Raw genomic sequence first — 22843 nt, forward strand, 5'->3', positions numbered from 1 at the left:
GGCCCCCGTCAGGCGGAGGCAGGCTCGGCGAAGCGGGCCCGGGCCCAGAACTCGACCACCGCGATCATGACGATGGCGATGAAGCCCTGATGGGCGAGCGCCAGCCAGAACGGCACATGGCCGAGCAGCGTGGCAATGCCGATGAGCATCTGGACGACCAGGGCCACGACGACGCCATGGGCGGCACCGCGCAGATGGCGGGCTGCGCTGGACCGGTAGACAGCCCACATCGCCCACGCGCCGAGGACAACGATCAGGTAGGCGGTCATCCTGTGCTGGAACTGGACGGTCAGCACGTTCTCGAAATGGTTGATCCAGGCCGGCGCCATGGTCCACAGGCCGGAGGGAACGAAGGCCCCGTCCATCAACGGCCACGTGTTGAAGGAAAGTCCGGCCTTCAGCCCTGCAACGAGCCCGCCGAGAAAGATCTGGGCAACCAGCAGGACGAGCAGCAGTGTCGCCGTGCCCAGGAACGGCCGCTTCCGCCCGGCCGGCGCGACACTCCGCGCAACAGGCGCAAGTGCCAGGAACCGGGCAAGGCCGTAGAGATAGATGAAGATCAGGCAGGCGAGCGTCAGATGGGCCGCCAGCCGGTACTGGCTGACATCGACACGTTCGGCAAGACCCGAGACCACCATCCACCAGCCGACAACGCCCTGCATGCCGCCCAGGACGAACCCGCCGACGAGCCAGGGCAGCAGCTGGCGCTCGACGCGGCCGCGCCACCAGAACCAGACGAGCGGCACGAAGAAGGCGAGCCCGATGACGCGGCCAAGCAGGCGGTGTCCCCATTCCCACCAGAAGATGAACTTGAACTCCTCCAGCGACATGCCCTTGTTGACGAGCTGGTATTCCGGGATCTGGCGATACTTCTCCAGCTCCTCTTCCCACTCGGCGACGGAGAGCGGGGGAATGACACCGTGGATCGGCTTCCATTCGGTGATGGAAAGGCCGCTGTCGGTGAGGCGGGTGGCACCGCCAACGACGATCATGGCAAAGATCAGCAGGCAGATCCCGTAGAGCCAGAGGCGGATCGCGCGCCGGTCGCGTGCACCGCGCGAGGACGGCTCCAGGGGATCGGACAGGGAAGCGGCACTGGTTTCGGACATGGGATCACATCGCTCATGGACGGTCTCGCAGACCCTCCGGGCCGGCGACCTGCCACGGGTTATAGACCCCTGCCCGCAATGACAAGGTCTTGACGGATGCCCCTCGTGTGACACAAGCACTCACACGCAATGACAGATTGAAGGCCGGAGCCAGGATCGAATGAAGAACGGCGTCAGGAAATTCATCGGAATGCTGCTGCTCGTCGGCTTCGTCCTCACCTACGCCTTCCTCGCCATGGTGCTCGGCGACATGACGCTGCAGAACAGCTCGCGCGGCGTGCAGATTCTCTATTTCGCGATTGCCGGCATCGCCTGGACGCTACCGGCCGGCGCCATCATCTGGTGGATGGAGCACGGGTTCCGGCTCAGCCGCAAGCCGGGTGCGGAATGACCGTGTCGCGAATGCGCCTGGCCGCATTGTAGACCGGGAACGGAGCGCCGGTCAGGTATTGCGAGACGATCGCGGCGCTCTGGAAATAGCCGTTGAGTGAAACGCGCGGCAGGGCCATCGGCTCCTTGCCCGGGGAAATGACGCCGGGACGCGTGGTCACGGCCGCATCGAAACCGAGCTCGCGCACCACATCCATCGACTGGGAATTGACCGCCGCCTCATAGCCGTAGGGATAGGCGAAGATGCGCGGGCGCAGGCCGAGTTCCGCCTCGATGCGATCAAGCCCCGCGACGACGTCCTGACGCATGCGCTCGCGGGTCAGGCGGGCGAGCGCATAATGGTTGTGGGTATGCGCACCGACCGAGAAGAGCGGATCGCGGCACAGCTCGCGCAGTTCGTCCCAGGACAGGATCAGCTCGTCGGCCAGCCCCTCGATGTCCAGGTTGTGGGTCGCCGCAAGCCGGCGCAGTTCGAGACGCTGCGAATCCTCGCCGAGATCGCGCGTGAACCAGTGCAGAAGATGGCAGAAGACGTGCTCCTTCTGCCGCTCGGTGACGGTGGGAAGCTTGCGCATGCGCGCGCCCACCGGAACCTCAATCTCCTGCGCGCCGGCGACGATGCGCTCCAGCGCTTCCCACCAGATCTCCGCCGTCCGGTCGACAAAGCCGGAGGTGACGAAGATGGTGAAGGGCGCGCCGTGACGCTTGAGAACCGGCCAGGCGTGCTCCAGATTGTCGCGATAGCCGTCGTCAAACGTCAGTGCGGCGAAGCGCGGACGGTCTCCGGCAGGTTCCGACATGCGGGCAACGGCCGTTTCCAGCGGCACGAGCTCCATGCCGGCTGCGCGAATCTGGCGGATGGTGCGATCGAGAAACTCGGGCGTGACCTGCAGATGGCGGTTCGGCCCGAACGCGCGCGCGCCTCCGGCCGGGCGCACGCTGTGAAGGGTGAAAACCACCCCCTGTCCACCGGTCAACGGCGACATCAGACGGCCGATGCCGCTCCAGTGAAGCAGCTTGCAGCTTCCGGCCAGCAAGTGGCGCCGCAGATCCATTCTTCACCCGCCCGCAGTCAAAATCAAATGAACGCCCACTGAAAAGGCGTGCTTTTTTTCAACGATCCGGATGATATCGACGTTTTCTTTAGAACTCGTTGCTAGTGATGCGTGCAACGGGTCAACAGGTCACACGTGTTTCAACAGGCAGCGAGGGCGAGGCGGATGGCGAACGCACTAGCCAGGTCGACAGACCTGTTCCAGTCGCACGATTGGGACGACATGGACCTTGAGGCAATGAGGCTCGACGCGATGCTGGAAAACGGCGAATTCGTCATCCGCACCCTGCGCGACCCGGCCGAGGCCCGGAACGAGTGGCTGATCCTGCAGGACAATTCCTTCGGCACAATGTTCACCAGCCACGAATGGCTTTCCTCGTGGTTTTCCCATGTTGCACGGGCGCGGAATATCGAGGCGTTGATCGTGGTCGGCGATATCGACGGGCAGCCGGCCTTTCTGCTGCCGCTGGCGATCATGCCGGCCGCGCGCGGGATGCTGCGTGTCGGACGGTTTCTCGGCGACTTCCACGGCAACCAGAACAGCGGTCTGTGGCGCAAGGACATCCTCGCCGGCATTCATGGCCAGAGCCTGCACAAGGCGTTGCTGAAGATCGGCCTTGAGCACGGCATCGACCTGTTCGACCTGAAATACGTGCCGGCCGAGATCGACGGACGCATCCACCCGCTTGTCGACCGCCATGCGATCGAAAGTCTCAACGCTGTGCATGCGCTGCCGCTGCAGCCGGATTTCGAGACGCTCTACAAGAACCGTCGCAGTTCGAGCGCCCGCAAGAAGCTGCGAACGAAGGAAAAGAAGCTTGCCGAACTGAGTGCGCTTTCCTGCCGCAAGGCGGGAGATGCGGAAACCGCCCTGCATTTCCTCGACACGCTGATCGCGCAGCGCAGCGCCCGCCAGGCGAGCCAGGGCATTCCGAACGTGTTTGAGCCGGCGGACGTGCGCGCCTTTCTCCGCGACCAGCTTCTCGCCTCGCTGCGCGAGGGCGGCGACCGGGTCACGATCCACGCCCTGGAGGCGGGAGGGCGCATCCGCGCGACCTATCTGTGCGGCATGCAGTTCGGGCGCTACCACGCCTACACGAACAGCATCGACGAGGATGTCGCAGCCTGCAGCCCTGGCGACATCCTGCTCAATCACGTCATTGCCGATGCGTGCCACAATGGCGCGGAGAGCTTTGATTTCGGTCTGGGCGCGGAACGCTACAAAACCGCCTGGGCCGACAAGGAAGTCCTCATGGACGTGAAGATCCCGGTGACGACAAAGGGGCGGCTGGCGCAAGAGGCGATCCGCTACCTGCGCCAGATCAAGCGGCGGATCCGCAACACGCCGGCGCTTTGGTCGATCGTGCGCGCCATGCGCAAGCTGCGCGCCTGACGCGCCGCGCCCTTTCCACAACCCCGACCTTTCCAACGCAAAACCCGGGCTCGACGGCCCGGGTCCTGTCATTCCGGCAGTTGCTTCCGGCCTCGCGGCTTCAGGCGGCCATGTCGGAACGGCCGCGCGCCGCCTGCGGCGACCCCTCGCCCGAACTCTCGATAGCCACCGGTGCGCCGGTCTGGTCCTCAAGCATGCGCAGCGCTTCTTCCAGCTCCGGTCCGGCGGGCGACCCTCCCGTGGCGACCACCACCTGATCGGCCATGGCGAGGATCTGGGCGCTGATCAGGGAATCGTCGATCAGGCCGAGATCGAAGAACACCTGATCGTAGGTATGGTCGATGGCGTCCATGAGCATCTCGAAACGCTCGTTCCGGGCGAGTTCGTCGTCGATGGCGCGGCGCCCCGATTCGATGACATGGGCGCGCGATGCGGCGTCCCGGTAGATCACGCCGGCAAACGACGCCGTGCCCTCGAGAAGCTCGGCGAAACCGGGGACGGCCTCCGCATCGGCCAGATCCGGGCGCACCTCGAGGAAGAGCGGCATCATGCCGTCTTCCGCCGCCTCGCGCACGAGGCGGAACGTGACCCCTTGCGAGACCTCGTCGCTGTCGACGCTGAGCACAGCGACCCGGCGCGGACGGTCGGCATTGTCCGCCGCCGCAGCAGAAGCCGGCGCGGAAGCCGGTGCCGCAGTTGCCCTTCCGGGGGCGCTTGCAGCGCCGGCAGCGGCCGGAGCGGCTGCGACGACCGGCGGTTTCCAGTCATAGGAAAAGGAGGCCGGGTATGCGGTGCCCGACGCCATTGTCGGCGCCGAAGGATCCGGACGGCGGGGCCGTTCAGGCGCGGCCTCCGGTGCCGGCTCGCTCATGTCCGACGGACCGGCTTCCTCGCGCCGGGTGGTGAAGGCCCTGCCGGACAGGAACTGTCCCAGGATCACCGTCATTACGGAAAGCAGAAAGACGACGAAGGTGGCGATACCGGCGATCTGCGGCACTTTCGGCGAGAACGGCTCCAGCGGCACGGTCGCCTTCGAAATCACGCGCGCATCCGCCCCGAGCAGGGGGGCGTTGCGCCGCGTGTCGGCTTCCCGGTAGCGGGTCATCAACTGGTCGAGTTGAGAGGTTTTCACAGCCGCCTCGCGCTCCAGTTCGCGCAGGCGGATCTGGTCCTCGTTCGACTGGGCCGTTGTCGCCTTCAACTCGTTGAGCGTCTGCGTCAGGGAGGCCACGCGCTCCTTCTGGATGCGCGCCTCGCTTTCCAGTCCGGCCGCGATCTTGGCCGCCTCCTGGCGGACCTGCCGGTCGAAATCGTCAAGCTGGGACCGAAGCGCCCTGATCTGCGGATGATTGGGCAGCAGGGTCGTCGACAGTTCGGCGATGCGGGCCTGCAGCTCGACCTGACGTTCGCGCAGGCGCTGGATCAGCTGCGAGTTCAGCACGTCCTGGGCACTGTCGAGCGAACCGCCACCGTCAAGCTGGCTGCGGATCAGCTTGGCGCGGGCCTCGGCCTGGGACTGGGCGGCGCGGGCATCGGACAGTTGCGTGCCGATCTCGCCGAGTTGCTGGCGGTCGAGCGTCTGGTTGTCGGCGCCGAGCAGGAGGTCCTTTTCGGAGCGGAACGCCTCGACCCGCTGTTGCGCCGCCTTCACTTCCGCCTGAAGCCGCTCGATCTGGGGCTCCAGCGCGGTCGCGGCAAGGTCGGTGGTCTCGCGCTTCACCGACGATTGCAGGTCGATATATTCCTCGACCAGCGCATTGGCGACCCGGGCGGCGACCTCCGGATCCTTCGACACGAAACGTACCGAAATCACGCGCGATCCGTCGACACGGTAGACATCGAGATTCTCATAGAAAACCTTGAGCACCCGCTCCTCGCGGGAATTGCTGCCGGGATCGCGCATCAGGCCGAGGGCGACGAACATGTCGCGCAGCAGGCTGGAAGAGCCCGCATCGAACTCGGGCAGGGAGGCAAGGTCGAGACGCTTGGCGACACGCCGCAGGAGATCGCGGGAGAGCAGCAGCTCGACCTGGCTGGCAACGCCCTCGTTGTCGAGCAGCGCCCTCTCCTCCTCGACGCCGCGCGCATCGCCCGGATAGACGCTGTCGGATGTCTCGATCAGCACCTTGGATTCGGCCCTGTATCTGGACGGCACCAGCTGGAGCAGGACAAAGGCACCGATGGCCACCACGAAACACAAGGGAACGAGCCAGCGCAGCGACTTGCGCAACGCGCCGAGGATCGCCGACAGGTCGATCTCGACCCGTTCGTCGTCGCCGTGGTGCCCGGCGCCGTATGCCTGCGACTGGTTCATGCTCGCTACTCCGAAAGGTGCTTGGCGAGAATGATGGCGACTTATGGTAAGCGTAGGGTTAACCGGACGCCAGTCGGCGCCGATTGCCCCTCCCGAAACAATGATCGCCGGATTCACCGCAAGTTAACCACGTTGCGGAAAAGAATGGCGCAGTCGTTTCAGGAGATCGGAATGTTCACGCGCCTCATCATTGCCGTCTGCCTGGCCTTCACGGCCGCTGCCTGCAGTGGCTACCGGCAGCCGCCGACGGCATTCCACGACATCCTGACCAAGCCCTACAGGCTTGATTCCAGCGATGTCCTGCGGGTGATCGTGTTCGGGCAGGCAGACCTCAACAACACGTACACGGTCGATCAGGCCGGCTATATAGCGATGCCGTTGATCGGCAGTGTCGCAGCGCGCGGCCTGACCCTTCGCGAACTCGAGACGACCATCACAAATCGCTTGAAAAACGGGTACTTGCGCGATCCGGACGTCTCCGTCGAAGTGGCCACCTACCGCCCGGTCTTCGTCATGGGCGAGGTGGTCAGCGCCGGCCAGTATCCCTATGTGGCGGGCATGACCGCGCAGAACGCGATCGCAACGGCCGGCGGATTCTCACCGCGCGCGAAACAGACCGAGGTCGACATCACCCGGCAGATCAACGGCGAGATCATCAGCGGCCGCGTCCCGATCACCGACCCGGTCCGCCCCGGCGACACGATCTATGTGCGCGAACGCTTCTTCTGAGGCGCGACTCACCCTGTCTGCCTGTCAGCGGCGAGAGTTAACCTGAGACTCATCCCTGCCTGCTAACGTTTCTCCATGCCTGACCCGGAAAATAATCCGGGCATGCAGACGCGTTGAACCAGGGAGTTCTTCAGATGACCGCCGCGCCCCTGCGCATCATTCATATCGTCCGTGCTCCGATAGGCGGCATTTTCCGCCACATCTCGGATCTGGCGATCGCCCAGACCCGGGCCGGCCACCAGGTTGGCGTCGTGTGCGACTCCACGACCGGCGGCCCGTTCGAGGATGCGGCGATTGCTCGTATCGCCCCGCAACTCGCGCTCGGCATCACGCGTTTCCCGATGCGGCGCCAGGTCACTCCCGGTGACCTGAAGGCCGCGGGCAGCCTCTACCGGCATATCCGTGACCTGAAGCCCGATGTCCTGCATGGCCATGGCGCGAAGGGCGGCGTCTTCGCCCGCGCCATCGGCACGGTGCTGCGGATGCGCGGACGCAAGGTCACGCGCATCTATTGCCCGCATGGCGGCAGCCTCCACTATGATGCCTCCAGGATCGAGGGGAAGGTCTACTTCGCTCTGGAGCGCCTCCAGCAGCGTTTCACCGACGGCCTCGTCTTCGTATCGGACTACGAGTATGCAGCCTACGAATCGAAGGTCGCACATCCTCGCATCGCCGCGCGCGTCGTGTACAACGGCCTGATGCCGGAAGAGTTTTCCGCGGTCCATCCCAAGGACGACGCCGTCGATTTCCTGTTCATCGGCATGTTGCGCGACCTGAAGGGCCCGGATCTCTTCATCGAGGCGCTGTCGCGCATGAAGACCCTCTTCGGACTGACGCCGCGGGCCCATATCGTCGGCGAGGGCAACGACCGCCCGCGCTACGAAGCCATGGTTCGCGACCACGGCCTTGAAGCCCAGGTGACGTTCCTGGGCCCCCTTCCCGCCCGCGAGGCATTCAGCCTGACGCGATGCGTGGTCGTGCCCTCGCGCGCAGAAGCCATGCCCTACATCGTGCTGGAGACGGTGGCCGCCAACATGCCGCTGATCGCCACACGCGTCGGCGGCATTCCCGAAATCTTCGGTCGCTACGCCGACAAGCTGGTCACGCCGGGCAATGTCGAGGAACTCGCCGCCGCCATGGCGACGGCATACCAGGACCCCGAAGCGATGCGCCGACGTGCCGACGGGCAGCGCAAGTGCCTCTCGGAAACCTTCAATGTCGACCTGATGAACGACCGCATCACATCGCTCTATCTCGAGACGCGCGGTCACAAGCGTCCCGACAAGGCGGGTCGCTCGAACGAGGCGCCGTCACTCGTCAGTGGCAGGGTTCTGGCCAAGACCGAGGCGAGCTCGCCTCGCGGTCGGGAATAGGAGCGCGCCTTCATGACACGCAATCACGCCGATCGACTGCGCGATGCCCTTCCTGCCGAAAACCCGGCGGGCACGGCGGGCGCGACGGAAATCCCGGCCGGCAGCAAACTCTCGCCGCAAGCGCTGCAGATCGCCAGCCGGCTGCAGAAATCCGTGATCTCGCCGACCGTCCTGGCCGGCACGGTTCGCCTCGCGGACCTCGCGATCGTCGCCGCTTTCGGCTTCGCATCGCTGAATTCAGGCGGAGTTCCCCTGACATCCTCGACAACGCTGCTGCCGGTGGCAACGGCGCTGATCCTGGCCGCGGCCTTCTTCCAGGCTTCGGACTGCTACCAGATCCCCGTGATGCGAAACATCGTCGCCCAGGGCGCCCGGATCACGATCGCCTGGACGCTGGTTTTCGTCACCTTGTTCATGGCCAAGACCTTCGGCAACGTGATGCGGGGCTTCGAGGGCGACCTGCTGATCATCTGGTACGGGTTCGGCCTGGCGACCCTGCTGACCGTGCGCCTCATCGTTTCCACCTTCGTCCGCCTGTGGACACGCGACGGACGCCTCGAGCGCCGTGCGGTGATCGTCGGCGGCGGTCAGGCGGCAGCCGACTTCATTCATGAAATCGAGCGCCAGCCGAACAACGACATCCGGATCTGCGGGCTGTTCGACGACCGCAAGGGCGACCGTTCGCCGGATATCGTCGCCGGATATCCCAAGCTGGGAACAGTGTCCGACCTGGTCGAATTCGCCCGGATCGCGCGCATCGACATGCTGATCGTGACGATCCCGCTGCGCGCCGAGAAACGCCTTCTGGAGTTCCTCAAGACACTCTGGGTGCTGCCCGTGGACATTCGCCTGTCGGCGCATACCGACAAGCTGAGCTTCCGCGACCGCGCGTCCTCGTTCATCGGCACCGTTCCGATCGTCGATGTGGTCCTGAAGCCCATGGCCGACTGGGACGCGATCGCCAAGCGCGGCTTCGACCTCGTCGTCGCCAGCGTGCTGATCGTTCTCCTCACCCCCGTGATGCTGGCAACGGCGCTGGCCATCCGGCTCGACAGCAAGGGTCCGGCGCTGTTCCGCCAGAAGCGCTACGGCTTCAACAACGAGGTCATCGACGTCCTCAAGTTCCGGTCCATGTATCACGAGATGGCGGACCCGGCGGCAAAGAAGGTGGTCACCCGAAACGACCCGCGCGTGACCCGCGTCGGGCGCTTCATCCGGCGCTCGTCCATCGACGAATTGCCGCAGCTCTTCAACGTGCTGCGGGGCGAACTCTCGCTGGTCGGCCCGCGTCCGCACGCGGTCAATGCCCATACCAACGAGAAGCTGTGGGACGAGGTCGTCGACGGCTATTTCGCCCGCCACAAGGTGAAACCGGGTGTGACCGGCTGGGCGCAGATCAACGGCTGGCGGGGAGAAGTGGACACCCAGGAGAAGATCCAGAAGCGGGTCGAGTACGACGTCTACTACATCGAGAACTGGTCGATCCTGTTCGATATCCGGATCCTCATCCAGACCCCCTTCGCGCTGCTGAAGACGGAGAATGCCTATTGAGCGCGAGTGTCCCGTACGGACCGAATGCCGGCGCGCCCGCGCCGGCGAAGGTGCGCTCGGGGCTTCGCATTGACGGACGCGTCATTGGCACGATCGCGTTGTGGACCGTCGTTTTCCTCGGCGGTTTCGTGTTGCGCGAGCCTGCTCCCTACGAACTGGCGATGGTCGTCGTCCTGTCCGGATGGCTGCTCAGCGCGCCGCGCCTTTCACCGGCACTTGCACCGCTCCTGCTGGTCGTCGTCCTGTTCATCTGCGGCGGCCTTCTCGCGACGCTGATGTCGGACGATTTCGGCGAGGCGGTCATGTATATCGCCGTCACCGGATTCCTGGCGCTGACCAGCGTGTTCTTCGCCGCCGTGACCTCCGCGGATCCCTCCCGCCTGAAGACCATCGCCAACGCTTATCTGGCGAGCGCGCTGATCGTCGCCCTGCTCGGCATCGGCGGCTATTTCGGCGCATTGCCCGGCAGTCTTTTCACGCTCTACGGCCGCGCCAAGGGAACCTTCCAGGACCCGAACGTCTTCGGTCCGTTCCTTGTGCTGCCCTGGACGGTGATGCTGCATGCGGTGCTGACACGGCCACTGTCCCGCGCCGTCCTGCCGATCGCCGCGCTCGCCGTGCTCAGCTTCGCCATCCTGCTCAGCTTTTCGCGGGCCGCCTGGGGTCTTTCCGCTTTTTCCGGCCTTGGCGTCTATCTGCTGGTCTTCATCGTCACGCGGGATGCGCGCGCCCGCGCCCGTCTGCTCGGTTTCGGACTGGCCGCCATCATCGCCCTTGTCGCGATGATCGTCATCGCGCTCTCGGTCGATTCCATCTCCGGCATGCTGCTGCAACGGGCCAAGCTCGTGCAGGACTACGACACGGCGCGGCTCGGCCGCTTCGCCCGCTATACGCTCGGCTTCCAGATGGTGCTCGACAACCCGCTCGGCCTTGGTCCGTTGCAGTTTCGCAACTTTTTCCCCGAGGACGAGCACAACACCTATCTGAAGGCCTTCACCACCTACGGCTGGCTCGGCGGCGTCGCCTATCTGGCGCTGGTCGGCTTCACGGCGACGCGCCTTTTTCCGCTCGTCTTTCAGCCGCGTCCCTGGCAGTGGGCGGCGCAATGCGTGTTCGCCGTGCTGCTTGGTCACATGCTGATGTCCGTCGTCATCGACACCGACCGCTGGCGCCACCTCTATCTGCTTTACGGCCTCGCCTGGGGATTGATCGCCTGCGAATACGGCTGGCGGGCGCGGTCCGCTGCATCGATTCGGGCAGGCTATGCACAGGCCGGCGCGGACGCGCGGGGAGCCCGCCCTTAAGCGCTTGCACGCCGGTTGCGAAGCGGATAGGAAGAACGGGCTCGCGGAAACGCTGGCAGTCGGGCAGTAGCGCAGCCTGGTAGCGCACTTCACTGGGGGTGAAGGGGTCGTCGGTTCAAATCCGGCCTGCCCGACCATTAAAATCAATAACTTATCTGACTTATTTCGAAATCGGACCGTGATGTACGCGGCTCGGCCGTGGCGTTTCGGCCACTCACTTCAACCTTCCGAAACAAAGCGGTTTGATCTCTTCAAGCTGATGGCTGCGTTACCCCGGCTGCTCATCCCATAACCAATCGCGCTGCTCGAACCTGTCGTTAGACTGACAGACGAACCAGTCAGGCGCGAAACGGTACGATACACCTTGCGAGCCAAGTCGTTTTGTGGATGCTGGCAGGCATCGTAAAGAGGACTGCAACTTCCCTTTGGAGCCGACTTGATGTTCAACGCAAAACGCGTATTCGCCCTCATGCACGAGCAGACCATCGACGGTATGCCCCTCAACGATATCGTTGGTGGCGGTAATGCACGTGATGTCGGTGAAGAGTGGGCGGCGTTCCTCGCCAACCAAGGCTTTCTGCGCGGCGGCGCGAGGATCCTGGACATCGGCTGCGGCTGCGGCCGCCTCGCAGCAGCGCTGGCAGACAGCCGGCCAGACGTCGACTATGTCGGCATCGACATCGTTCCCGGCCTGATTGACTTTTGTCGCAAGAACATCACCGAGAGTGTCCCCTCCTTCAACTTCTACGTCGTCCAGCAGGAATCCTCGCTCTACAAGAGCTTCATCGAAGACCACGACATCCCGGTCTTCACTGACGACACATTCAAGGACGGGTATTTCGACCTCGTGATCGCGACCTCCCTCTTTACCCACACGCGAAGGGATACCACGCAGGCATATTTCAGTATGGCGAACCGTCTGTTGCGCGCCGGAGGAACCATGCTCTTTTCATGTTTTGCCATGGATGAGCATGCCCAGAAGGCCATTCACAACAGGAGCACTCACCCATTTCAGAGCGGCAAGGTCGAGACTGCATCGGATGGTCTGGTCGAAGATCGCTACAATGGCGAGTTGAGCGCGATCGGCTATCCTGCCGCGATGCTGGAGGAAATGCTGGATGCGGCCGGTTTCGATGGCATAGCCGGCTTCTACCGGGGCTTCTGGCGCGGTTCCGCCGGCCATTCGTTCCAGGATGTTGTACAGGCGCCGAAGGCGCTTGACGTTCCACACGACTTCGACGGAAGTGCCTATCTCAAACGGCATCCGGATGTTGCGAACGGGGGCATGGCTCCGCTCTTCCACTACAAGATCTACGGTATCAAGGAACGACGCCCGCTGCGTTAAACTGCGGGCGCCGCACCAGTTCGCCGGATTTCCGGCTCATTTGCGCGGCACAGAAAGCAGGCGGCGACGCGCCGCGCCCTGCCCCTGTGACGATCGCTCCTCCCGATGCGGCAAAGCCTTGCGATATCGACAGCGCTGCATGTCACGGCCCTCTGCCTGCTCGCCCTGCTGCCAGGCGAGTTTCGCATGCGCGATACTGCCGGGCCCGATTCCATCGAGGTGGTGCTAGTCACCCAAGCCGCGCGCCGGCCGACAGGCAGGGAGCGGCGATCCGCAGGCGCAACCGTCGCCGGACCGCCGCAGCAGGATACGGGACAGCACGTTCCGACAGCGCCCACCCCCGCGACATCACCTGGTGCGCAGAACCGGCAAGAGACAGCAAGCCTCCCCGCACCAACCGCCAAAGACACCGCCCGCCTCGCAAAAGCGCCCGCGCCAAAGCGCAGGACGCAGCCGGAACTTGTCGAGGCGAAGACGCTTTATACGTCGGCGGCGCTTGCCTCGCGTCTTGGAAAGGCAACCCTTGCCGATCTCGATCTCACCGACCCGCAGGAGCGCATCATCCAGCTTTGCAACTTTGAAGCCGTCGAACAGGTGCGTCAGCAACGCCCGAAGCTGCGGGCCGGATTCGCGCTCGCCGAGGCCCGCAAAGCGCCCACGCTCTCAGGCCTTTCCGTCACGGCGGACGGCGCCGCCATACATGGTGCAGGGCATTGGTACGACCTGTCGTTCCGCTGCGAGGTCTCTCCCGAACTGACCGGCGTGACGTCTTTCGCCTTCGCGCTTGGCGGAGAGATATCCCCGCCCGAGCGAGAGCGCCTCGGACTTCCCTCGGAGACGATGGGCGAGTGAACGACCTGCGCACTTGTGCCGAGGGCGGACCGCGCTACCATAGGTGCCGCGGAGGCAACACTGACAAGAACGCGTCCGCGACGCGGGAGGAACGCGCATGTGCCATATCTTTGCCGGACAGGACCCCGACGACTACGAGCCGGAGACACGCCGCCTGCGGTTGAACGGACAAAGCACCAGCATCCGCCTGGAACGCTCCTTCTGGGAGATCGTCGACGATATCGCCGCCGCCGAAGGCATCAGCACGCCGGCCTTCATTTCAAAGCTGCATTCGGAGGTGCTCGAGCTGCGCGGCGAGACACGCAACTTCACCTCGCTGCTGCGCTGCGCCTGCCTGATTCGCCTGCGTCAAACGCTCCCGCAGATGCACCTTGAGGCTGCCGAGTAAAAATTCCCCTGTAGTACAAACATACTACCCGAAGAGACGTACTCCCGGTCATTCTCGTGCCATCGGAAGATCAACATGATCCGGACGACCTTCATCGACTGATGAAGGAACGAGTTCCGAACAGTTGAGACTTGACCCCACCTTCACATGGCAGGGCGAGGCAATCCGGGAGGAGAAAAGTGGCTAAATGCATACACGCGATGCTTCGCGTGATCGATGAGACTCGGTCTGTGGCGTTCTATCGAACCGCCTTCGCACTCGACATTGCCGAGCGGCTCGAGTTCGACGATTTCATCCTTCTCTATCTCAGAAACAATGATGCGGACTTCGAGGTCGAACTGACGGTCAACAAGGGTCGTGTCGAGCCCTACGACCTCGGGGACGGCTACGGGCACCTGGCCTTCTGCGTCGACGATCTGGACGGCGAGCATGCCCGGTTCGTGGCCGCCGGTCTCGCCCCGCGCAAGATCGTCGAGTTCAACCGCGACGGTGTGCTGCTGGCGCGCTTCTTCTTCGTGCAGGACCCGGACGGCTACCAGATCGAGGTGCTGCAGCGCCACGGTCGCTACCGCTGAGCAGGCCGGACGGACATTCGGCCGGGTTCGAGCGAATGCCCGCAAGAGGCTCGCATACAAGGTCCCGGAGCAACATCTCCGCGTCGGGCACGGCGCGAGTTGCTTCCGGCGGACATCGTTTCGGGAGGGAGGACACAATGACCGAAACAACGCACCAGAACCGGGCTCTGACGCGGCGACAGCTGCTGGCCCGCAGCGCCGCGTTAAGCGCCGCTTTTGTCATCGGACCAGGCTTTCTCGCCAGTTCCGGCGCGTCCTGGGCAATGGAGGTTGCCCATCTCAAGCCGCAGACCATGGCGACACTGGTCCAGATGGCACGCGACATCTATCCGCATGACCATGTCGGCGACGCATTCTACGCAAGCGCGGTGAAATCCTACGACAGCGCCGACAAGGCGGAGATGGTCGAGGCCGGCATCGCGGCGCTCGATGGCGCGGCCATCGGCAAGGGACACGCCGGCTATCTCGCCATCGGCTGGGAGCGCGACCGGGTCGACCTGTTGCGCGCCATTGAGGACAGCCCCTTCTTCCAGACCGTGCGCGGCGGGCTCGTGACAGGGCTCTACAACCAGAAATCCGTCTGGCCGCTCTTCGGATACGAAGGCGAGAGCTACTCCAAGGGTGGCTATATCGACCGCGGTTTCGACGACATCAACTGGATCTGAGGGAGGCGCTGTCATGGCTGCACCATTCGACCTGAACGACGACAGCGTCGTCGTCATCATCGGCACCGGCGCGGGCGGCGGGGTCCTTGCCAACGAGCTCGCGCAGAAGGGCGTCAGCGTGGTCGCGCTGGAGGCCGGCGGGCGCTATCTGCCCGACGACTACATCAATGACGAGTGGGAGAGTTTCGGCCAGCTTGCCTGGCTCGATCCGCGTTCGACATCGGGCGACTGGCGCGTGGCCAAGGATTTTTCCGGGTTGCCGGCCTGGATCGTCAAGGCAGTGGGCGGAACCACCACCCATTGGGCCGGTGCCTCGCTTCGCTTCCAGGCGCATGAGTTCAAGACGAAGACCACCTATGGCGACGTGCAGGGCGCCAACCTGCTCGACTGGCCGATAGACCTTGCCGAGATGGAGCCCTGGTACGAGAAGGCGGAGGAAAAGCTCGGGGTAACGCGCACCGGCGACCGGGCCGGCCTTCCCGGCAACAACAACTTCAAGGTCCTGGAAGCCGGAGCCCGCAAGCTCGGCTACAAGGAAGTCCACACCGGGCGGATGGCGATCAATTCGGCCGAGAATGACGGACGCTACGCCTGCCAGCAGACCGGCTTCTGCTTCCAGGGCTGCAAATGGGGCGCCAAGTGGTCCGCCGCCTACACGGACATTCCCCGTGGCGAGGCGACAGGCAATCTCGAAGTGCGCGAACGCGCCCACGTGCTGAGGATCGAGCACGACGCCTCGGGCAAGGCGAGCGGCGTCCTATATGCCGACAAGGACGGCAACCAGCATCTGCAGAAGGCGCGTGTCGTGTGTGTCGCCGGCAACTCCATCGAAAGCCCGCGGCTCCTTCTCAACTCGGCCTCCAGCATGTTTCCGGACGGGCTGGCCAACTCCTCCGGCCAGGTGGGGCGCAACTACATGCGCCACATGACCGGGTCGGTTTACGCCGTGTTCGACAAGCCGGTGCGGATGTGGCGTGGCACCACGATGGCCGGCATCGTCCAGGACGAGGCCCGGCACGATCCCTCGCGCGGCTTCGTCGGCGGCTACGAACTGGAGACGCTGGCGCTCGGCCTGCCGTTCATGGCCGCATTCCTCGATCCTGGCGGCTGGGGGCGCGAATTCACCACGGCACTCGATTCCTACGAGAACATGGCCGGCCTGTGGATCGTCGGCGAGGACATGCCGCAGGAAACCAACCGCATCACGCTCAACCACGAACTCAAGGACCAGCACGGACTGCCGGCGCCGAACGTGCACTTCTCCGACCATCCCAACGACACCGCGATGCGGGCCCATGCCTACAAGCAGGGCATGGCGATCTACGAGGCCGTCGGAGCAACGCGGACCTTCCCGACACCGCCCTACCCCTCCACCCACAATCTGGGAACCAACCGGATGTCGGAAAACCCCAGGGACGGCGTCGTAAACCGCTGGGGCCGTACACATGACGTGCCGAACCTGTACGTTTCCGACGGCAGTCAGTTCACGACCGGAGCGGCCGAGAACCCGACGCTGACCATCGTCGCGCTCGCCATCAGGCAGGCGGACCATATCGCCTCGGAACTGGCCAGCGGCACCCTTTAGGAAAATGCCGGGCGGGCGCGTGCAGCATCCGTCCGGCGCGACCACGGCTTGTGCCATTTGTCATATGTATGATTTCATGCCTTCGCCAACCGTACCCGCCCGCTCATCCTGCCGTCCCCTGCAGGATGAGCGGGCGGGCCTTTCGGTCCGGTTGGCCAATCGGGACGCAGATCCCGAAGACACAGCCGCATCCGCGGCACATATCACCCCGGAGGAAACGATGAAGACAGTTCTGCTTGCAAGTGCCAGCCTGTTGCTGGCCACGGCCCTGGCCTCGGCTCAGGCGCCCGTTCCGGACAACCTGGAAAAGCTCTCCAACTTCCAGAGCACCGGAACCACGGAATTCACCTATATCGAACAGGACGGAGACTATGCCGCCGGCATCCGCGAGAACCTGACCCGGATCAAGATGCCGGACGGGTTCAGGATCGAGCTCTATGCGGTCGTTCCCGACGCCCGCCACATGGCCGTCGGACCGCAGGGCATCGTCACGTTCGTGGGCACCCGCAAGGACAAGGTCTGGGCGGTCACCGACCGCAACAAGGACCGCGTCGCAGACGAGGTCAAGGACTTCGCGCCCTCGCTCAAGTTCGCCATTCCGAACGGCCCGTGCTTCTCGAAGGACGGCTTCCTCTACATCGCCGAGCAGAACCGCGTGCTGGTCTATCCGGCAGCCGAGTTCTTCTACGAGAGCCCCGATGTCGCCGCCTTCAACGTGGTGAAGCAGGGCGAGCTCGTTCCGCCGGCGGACGAGAGCTACAACCACACCGCCCGAGTGTGCAAGATCGGCCCGGACGGCAAGATCTACATCTCTCTTGGACAGCCGTTCAACGTCGCGCCGGCCGACAAGCTCGAGCATTACAAGGAGCATGGCATCGGCGGCATGATCCGCCTGAACACCGACGGTACGGGCCGTGAAGTCTACACCTACGGCATCCGCAACTCTGTCGGCCATGATTTCCATCCCGAAACCGGCGAACTCTGGTTCACCGACAACCAGGTGGACGGCATGGGCGACGACATTCCGCCGGGCGAAATCAACCGGCAGACGGCGGCCGGGCAGCATTTCGGCCACCCCTGGTATGGCGGCGGCGACGTGCGGACCAACGAGTATGCCGGAGAGGAAGTGCCTGTCGACGTGGTCATGCCGGCGGTGGAGACCATCGCCCATGCGGCCGATCTCGGCATGAGCTTCTACACGGGCAAGCAGTTCCCGGCGAAGTACAAGAACGCCATATTCTCCGCCCAGCACGGTTCGTGGAACCGCACCACGCCAGTCGGGGCGCGGGTCATGGTGACCTTCATCGACGATGAGGGAAATGCCACGACGGAGCCGTTCGCGGAGGGCTGGATCGACGAGAATGACGAGTATCTGGGCCGTCCGGTGGACGTTGCCCAGTTGCGCGACGGCTCGATCCTCGTGTCGGACGATCTTGCCGGTGCGATCTACCGCATCTCCTACGAGGGCAATTGATGCGCAAGGCAATGATCAAGGGTCTGGGCGGGGTTTTCCTCGCCCAGATCGCCTTCGCCACCCTTCCCGCCGGGGCGCAGGAACAGAACGGCGACCCGCAGGCCGGGCGCAAGCTTGCCGGCATGTGCCGCACCTGTCACGGGCTGGAGGGCTTCGCCCGCATTCCCATCGCCCCGCATATCGGCGGCGAACCGGCACCCTATCTGGACCGGCAGTTGCGGGCGTTTCGCGACGGGACCCGCACGCACGAGATGATGAGCGTGGTGGCAAAGTCGCTCGACGACACGGCGATTGCCAACCTCGCCGCCTGGTATTCCTCCCGGGAAGCCAGGGCGACACTCGCGGACGGCGTCTCGCCGGACGACGCTCCCGCCGAATGCAGCGCCTGTCACGGCGAGACGGGAATGGGGCAGATGGAGGACGTGCCGAACCTGGCCGGAGAAAGCCCCATCTACATCGACACGCAGCTCAAGGCGTTTCGCCTCGGCAAACGCGAGCACGAGATGATGTCGGCGATCGCGGCGGATCTCAGCGACGAGGAGATGCGCCGTTTCGCCGACTGGTACGCGGCTGTGAAACTGACGATCGAAAAACCGTAGGCGAAAGCGGGATCACCTTGCCTGGTCGAGGATGCGCTTGCACTCGAGAAGCTCGAAAAGCGTCGCCTGAAGGCGGCGGATATCGTCCTTCGAGAGGTTCCCCGCAGGGGCACCCTCGCCCCGGTCGCCCAGGAGCCGCTCCATCAGGCGCAAGCCGGCGCGGGCCTGCGGCGTATCGGGTGGATGTGCGCCTTCCGCGATGATGCCGCGTGGCACCGGTTCACCGTCATCCTCTTCGGCGGCGGCCGCACCCTGATCCGGCCCTGCCTCGACCGAACGCCCCTTCGGCTGCGACGGGGCCGCCGGCTGAGAGCCACGACCGGCAGCCCGGCCCCGGGCTTCCGCACCCGTGTCGGCGGCAGCCGCCTGCGCCGCGAGCGCGGCAAGGGCCACCCCGTCCTCGCGCCAGACCTGCATGACGAAGCGCGGCCCCTGTTCCTTGAGGATCCGCTGAACGCCCTTGATCGTGTAGCCTTCACCGTAGAGGAGATGACGGATGCCGCGCAGCAGGTCGATATCGTCGGGACGATAATAACGGCGCCCGCCGCCGCGCTTCAGCGGGCGGATCTGGGAGAAGCGGGTTTCCCAGAAACGCAGGACGTGCTGCGGCAGATCGAGGTCGTCGGCGACCTCGCTGATGGTACGGAAGGCGTCAGGGCTTTTGTCGACCGTCGCTGAAATGGCGTTTCATCGTCCGGCGGCGGATCAGTCTCCGCTCTCGGACGCTCCCATCATGGTCTCGTTGATACGCTTCTTCAGCACGTTGGACGGTTTGAACACCATCACGCGGCGTGGAAGAATGGGGACTTCCTCGCCGGTTTTGGGATTGCGTCCGATGCGTTCCCCCTTGGAGCGAACGACGAAGGACCCGAACGACGAAAGCTTGACGGACTCGCCGGCGACAAGACAGTCGGCTATCTCGGACAAGACCTTTTCAACGAGCTCCGACGATTCCGACCGGGAAAGGCCAACTTTCTGATACACGGCCTCGCAGAGATCGGCCCGAGTAATTGTCCTGCCGCCCATAGTCCCTCCTTGGCCAGACACGCGATCCGGCGGTGTCGGGGATGTTATTTTTAGGCTCACGAAAGCCCGCAAACCCGACCGATAGCCTATTGTCTTGCGTACTGGTGGTCAACCACGCCGAGCAACGTTGGATTGAAAAACCCACACTCGTCAAGACTTTGCGCATTTACCAGCGCAACAGAGTCGCGCCCCACGTGAATCCGCCGCCCATCGCCTCCAGCATCACAAGGTCTCCCCGCGCAATACGGCCGTCGCGCACCGCACGGTCAAGCGCAAGCGGAATGGACGCCGCGGACGTGTTGCCGTGATCCTCGAGCGTGATGACGACCTTGGCGGGATCGATGCCGAGCTTCTTCGCGCTCGCATCGATGATCCGCCGGTTGGCCTGATGCGGGATGAACCAGTCAAGCGCGTCGGCATCGGTCCCGGTTGCCTCGAAGGCGGCTTCCACGACATCGGTCACCATCGACACCGCGTGGCGGAAGACCTCCTTGCCCTGCATGCGCAGATGACCGACCGTTCCGGTAGAGGACGGACCGCCATCGACATAGAGCTTGTCCTTGTGGGAGCCGTCGGAGCGCAGATGCGAGGTCAGCACGCCGCGATCGGCCGTCGTCCCCTCGCCTTCCGCCGCCTCCAGCACGACGGCGCCGGCGCCGTCGCCGAACAGCACGCAGGTGGTGCGGTCTTCCCAGTCGAGGATGCGCGAGAAGGTCTCGGCGCCGATCACCAGGGCGCGCTTCGCCATGCCGCCACGCAGATAGGCGTCGGCCGTCGCGATCGCGTAGACGAAGCCGGAACAGACTGCGTGCACGTCGAAGGCGAAACCGCTGGTCAGGCCAAGCTTGTTCTGCACGGTCACGGCGGTGGCGGGAAAAGTGTTGTCCGGGGTCGCTGTCGCCAGGATGATCAGGTCGATGTCGCCGGCCTCCACTCCCGAGGCTTCCAGCGCCTTTCGGGCAGCCGCCACGGCCAAGTCGGAGGTCAACTCTCCCTCGGCCGCGATGTGGCGGGCCCGGATGCCCGTACGCTGGACGATCCACTCGTCCGAGGTGTCAACCATCTGCGCCAGATCTTCGTTGCTCAGCCGGCGCTTCGGAAGATAGCTGCCGGTCCCCAGAACGATGGATCGCTTAACTGTCACTGATCACCTTCCGATCCGTCACGCGGCGCGAAACGGCCACGGTGGAAATTCTTCAAGTCCTGAGAGATCTTGTTCATCAGGTCGTTGCGGGCCATGTCATATGCAAGCTCCACGGCGGAGGCAAAGCCTTCCGCGTCGGTGCCGCCATGGCTTTTGATCACTATGCCGTTGAGGCCCAGGAAGACGCCCCCGTTGACGTTTCGCGGGTCCATCTTTTCGCGCAGCCGGTCGAAGGCGTCCTTGGCCAGAAGATAGCCCAGACGCGCCCGCCAGGTGCGGTTCATCGCGGAGCGCAGATATCCGCCGATCTGCCGGGCCGTACCTTCCGCCGTCTTCAGCGCGATGTTGCCGGCGAAGCCTTCCGTCACGACCACGTCGACGGCTCCCTTGCCCAGATCGTCGCCCTCGACGAAACCGGCATAGGTCAGGGAGCGCAGGTTCGCCTCGCGCAGCAGGCGGCCGGCGGTACGCACTTCCTCCAGGCCCTTGACCTCCTCGACACCGATGTTGAGAAGGCCGACGGTGGGGCGCTCAATGGAAAACAGGACGCGGGCCATGGCCCCGCCCAGAAGCGCGAAGTCGATGAGCTGCTGCGCATCGGCGCCGATCGTCGCACCGACATCGAGCACGATCGACTCGCCCCGCATGGTCGGCCAGATCGCGGCAATCGCCGGCCGTTCGATGTTGGCCATGGTGCGCAGGCAGAATTTCGACATGGCCATCAGGGCGCCGGTGTTTCCGGCGGACACGGCAACATCCGCGTGGCCGGTCTTCACCGCCTCGATGGAGCGCCACATGCTGGATTTCCAGCGGCCCTGGCGCAGCGCCTGGCTGGGCTTTGCATCCATCGCGACCGAGACCTCGCAATGGTGCAGGGTCGAGGCCTCGCGCAGACGCGGATGCGCCTCCAGCAACGGCGCCACCACATCGGTGTTGCCATAGAGCGAGAAGGAAATGTCGGGGCGGCGCTCAAGCGCCAGCGCTGCGCCTGGAATGACGACTTCCGCGCCCTTGTCGCCACCCATCGCATCAAGCGAAATTCGTATCGTTTGAGCCATCGTCCGCGTCTTCTGGATCGGTGCCCGCCTGCCGCTCCGCCTCGCGTGCGGTGGCTGCGCCGATCGGCATTGCCATCCCGAAATGTCCGCCCCGCCAAGGGAACCGGACCGGCTTCACGCCGTCTTGTCGTTCTTCCCGGCCTTCTCTGTCGTGCCGGCAGCGCGGCACGACGGGCTTCTGTTCTCACTGCCTGACGATGCACGACAGCGCGTTGCGCTATCGTCCGAGGCGTTGGGGAACATACCCGTTTACAACAGGGAAACAACAGCTTTCTGGCCATGCTCCGGGCAGGCCAACAGCATCTTCCCGGGCGTCACCTGGCGATCGCGCCTCACTCTTCGCGCTTGCGCAGCTTGTCAAGAATGGCGAAGGGCGAAGGTTTCTTTCCGGCCTCCGGCGCGTCCTGCCCGTCATCGAGATAGTCCTCGGGCAACTCCGCCCCGGGTGCGCGCGGGAACGGATCGAGCGCCAGGGCGAACTGCTCGCACAGGATGGCGCCAAGGTCGATCCGCCCGCCTTCCAGCAGATCGGGCGGATCCTCGGCAAAGGCATCCACATCGATTTCGCCGTCATCGCTGCCGGAGAGTTCGGCCGCATCGGGATCGAAGCGCATGGAAAAGCGCTCGTCGATCTCCTGGTCGACCGGCGCCAGCGTGACGACGCAGGCCTGGACGGCATGCGCGGTCAACCGGCCCTCGACAGCAACCCCCGCCTTGCGCCAACGGCGCAGCTCGAAGCGGGCGGAGAGATCGCGAAGGTCGACCAGCGAATAGGTCTTGATCATGCGCTGGACATCGTCGGGGCCGGGAGTGACATCGACGACGACCGGACGTTCGCCGACATGCAGGATGTCCTGCAGGTAACTGAACGGAAATGTGGCAATGGCCATGATGCAGGCTCCGGTAAAGAGTGTT

The 22843-nt window shown here is 64.4% G+C and carries 22 protein-coding genes and 1 tRNA gene; 15 read left to right on the top strand and 8 right to left on the bottom strand.

The annotated features are described in order from the left end of the window. Positions 1–8: 8 nt before the first annotated feature. A complete protein-coding gene (locus tag ACN0T5_RS12320) occupies positions 9–1109 on the bottom strand; it encodes a COX15/CtaA family protein (RefSeq protein ID WP_417768897.1) in 1101 nt (366 codons plus the stop codon). A 160-nt stretch (positions 1110–1269) separates the two neighbouring features. Between ACN0T5_RS12320 and ACN0T5_RS12325 the strand changes: the two genes are divergently transcribed. Continuing rightward, a complete protein-coding gene (locus ACN0T5_RS12325; protein WP_417768898.1) occupies positions 1270–1500 on the top strand; it encodes a DUF2842 domain-containing protein in 231 nt (76 codons plus the stop codon). On the opposite strand, the gene ACN0T5_RS12330 is transcribed toward ACN0T5_RS12325, so the two are convergent. Further along, a complete protein-coding gene (locus tag ACN0T5_RS12330) occupies positions 1475–2554 on the bottom strand; it encodes a polysaccharide deacetylase family protein (protein WP_417768899.1) in 1080 nt (359 codons plus the stop codon). The genes ACN0T5_RS12325 and ACN0T5_RS12330 overlap by 26 nt on opposite strands. 165 nt (positions 2555–2719) lie before the next feature. Here ACN0T5_RS12330 and ACN0T5_RS12335 point away from each other — a divergent pair, with 165 nt between their 5' ends. After that, a complete protein-coding gene (locus ACN0T5_RS12335) occupies positions 2720–3946 on the top strand; it encodes a GNAT family N-acetyltransferase (protein WP_417768900.1) in 1227 nt (408 codons plus the stop codon). 100 nt (positions 3947–4046) lie between these two features. Here the strand turns inward: ACN0T5_RS12335 and ACN0T5_RS12340 are convergent, their stop codons facing one another. Continuing rightward, positions 4047–6260, bottom strand: a complete 2214-nt coding sequence (locus ACN0T5_RS12340) for a GumC family protein (RefSeq protein ID WP_417768901.1) — start codon at positions 6258–6260, stop codon at positions 4047–4049. 171 nt (positions 6261–6431) lie between these two features. Here ACN0T5_RS12340 and ACN0T5_RS12345 point away from each other — a divergent pair, with 171 nt between their 5' ends. The 13 genes from ACN0T5_RS12345 to ACN0T5_RS12405 all read left to right on the top strand — a co-directional run bounded on the left by ACN0T5_RS12345 (position 6432) and on the right by ACN0T5_RS12405 (position 18700). Beyond that, positions 6432–6989 carry a polysaccharide biosynthesis/export family protein gene (locus tag ACN0T5_RS12345; RefSeq protein ID WP_417768902.1) on the top strand — a complete coding sequence of 186 codons (558 nt, stop codon included), beginning with the start codon at positions 6432–6434 and terminating at the stop codon, positions 6987–6989. A 134-nt stretch (positions 6990–7123) separates the two neighbouring features. Further along, positions 7124–8362, top strand: a complete 1239-nt coding sequence (locus tag ACN0T5_RS12350; RefSeq protein ID WP_417768903.1) for a glycosyltransferase — start codon at positions 7124–7126, stop codon at positions 8360–8362. 12 nt (positions 8363–8374) lie between these two features. Further along, positions 8375–9913, top strand: coding sequence for an undecaprenyl-phosphate glucose phosphotransferase (locus ACN0T5_RS12355; protein ID WP_417768904.1), 1539 nt, complete (start codon positions 8375–8377; stop codon positions 9911–9913). Next, positions 9910–11217 carry an O-antigen ligase family protein gene (locus ACN0T5_RS12360; protein ID WP_417768905.1) on the top strand — a complete coding sequence of 436 codons (1308 nt, stop codon included), beginning with the start codon at positions 9910–9912 and terminating at the stop codon, positions 11215–11217. The genes ACN0T5_RS12355 and ACN0T5_RS12360 overlap by 4 nt, the downstream gene beginning before the upstream one ends. 60 nt (positions 11218–11277) lie before the next feature. After that, positions 11278–11354: transfer RNA gene (locus tag ACN0T5_RS12365), tRNA-Pro, on the top strand. 302 nt (positions 11355–11656) lie between these two features. After that, complete coding sequence (locus ACN0T5_RS12370; RefSeq protein WP_417768906.1) at positions 11657–12562, top strand: class I SAM-dependent methyltransferase; 906 nt, start codon at positions 11657–11659, stop codon at positions 12560–12562. A 186-nt stretch (positions 12563–12748) separates the two neighbouring features. Beyond that, the gene (locus tag ACN0T5_RS12375) at positions 12749–13414 is read left to right on the top strand and encodes a DUF930 domain-containing protein (RefSeq protein ID WP_417768907.1); all 666 of its coding nucleotides are present in this window, start codon (positions 12749–12751) and stop codon (positions 13412–13414) included. Positions 13415–13511: 97 nt separating this feature from the next. Further along, positions 13512–13802, top strand: a complete 291-nt coding sequence (locus tag ACN0T5_RS12380) for a ribbon-helix-helix domain-containing protein (RefSeq protein ID WP_417768908.1) — start codon at positions 13512–13514, stop codon at positions 13800–13802. Between the two features lie 179 nt (positions 13803–13981). Continuing rightward, on the top strand, positions 13982–14377 hold the full coding sequence (locus ACN0T5_RS12385; protein ID WP_417768909.1) for a VOC family protein: 396 nt from the start codon (positions 13982–13984) through the stop codon (positions 14375–14377). A gap of 137 nt (positions 14378–14514) precedes the next feature. After that, positions 14515–15042 carry a Twin-arginine translocation pathway signal gene (locus tag ACN0T5_RS12390; RefSeq protein ID WP_417768910.1) on the top strand — a complete coding sequence of 176 codons (528 nt, stop codon included), beginning with the start codon at positions 14515–14517 and terminating at the stop codon, positions 15040–15042. Positions 15043–15055: 13 nt separating this feature from the next. Continuing rightward, entirely contained in the window at positions 15056–16627 is a 1572-nt protein-coding gene (locus ACN0T5_RS12395) for a GMC family oxidoreductase (protein WP_417768911.1), read from the top strand. Positions 16628–16847: 220 nt separating this feature from the next. Then, positions 16848–18101: a PQQ-dependent sugar dehydrogenase gene (locus ACN0T5_RS12400; RefSeq protein ID WP_417768912.1), complete on the top strand. Its 1254-nt coding sequence runs from the start codon at positions 16848–16850 to the stop codon at positions 18099–18101. Next, complete coding sequence (locus tag ACN0T5_RS12405; RefSeq protein WP_417768913.1) at positions 18101–18700, top strand: c-type cytochrome; 600 nt, start codon at positions 18101–18103, stop codon at positions 18698–18700. Before ACN0T5_RS12400 ends, ACN0T5_RS12405 begins: the two co-directional genes overlap by 1 nt. 12 nt (positions 18701–18712) lie before the next feature. Here ACN0T5_RS12405 and ACN0T5_RS12410 read toward each other — a convergent pair whose 3' ends face one another. From ACN0T5_RS12410 to ACN0T5_RS12430, 5 genes are all read right to left on the bottom strand, one after another. Further along, positions 18713–19381, bottom strand: a complete 669-nt coding sequence (locus tag ACN0T5_RS12410; RefSeq protein WP_417768918.1) for a MerR family transcriptional regulator — start codon at positions 19379–19381, stop codon at positions 18713–18715. Between the two features lie 24 nt (positions 19382–19405). Next, positions 19406–19726, bottom strand: a complete 321-nt coding sequence (locus tag ACN0T5_RS12415) for an integration host factor subunit alpha (RefSeq protein WP_417768914.1) — start codon at positions 19724–19726, stop codon at positions 19406–19408. Positions 19727–19892: 166 nt separating this feature from the next. Further along, on the bottom strand, positions 19893–20870 hold the full coding sequence (locus ACN0T5_RS12420) for a beta-ketoacyl-ACP synthase III (RefSeq protein WP_417768915.1): 978 nt from the start codon (positions 20868–20870) through the stop codon (positions 19893–19895). Beyond that, entirely contained in the window at positions 20867–21928 is a 1062-nt protein-coding gene (gene plsX / locus ACN0T5_RS12425) for a phosphate acyltransferase PlsX (RefSeq protein ID WP_417768916.1), read from the bottom strand. The genes ACN0T5_RS12420 and plsX overlap by 4 nt, the downstream gene beginning before the upstream one ends. Before the next feature lie 332 nt (positions 21929–22260). After that, positions 22261–22843: YceD family protein (locus tag ACN0T5_RS12430; RefSeq protein ID WP_417768917.1), on the bottom strand; the 583-nt coding region annotated here is incomplete at its 5' end.

Origin of the sequence: Stappia sp. (assembly GCF_048261845.1) — a bacterium.
Taxonomy (GTDB): domain Bacteria; phylum Pseudomonadota; class Alphaproteobacteria; order Rhizobiales; family Stappiaceae; genus Stappia.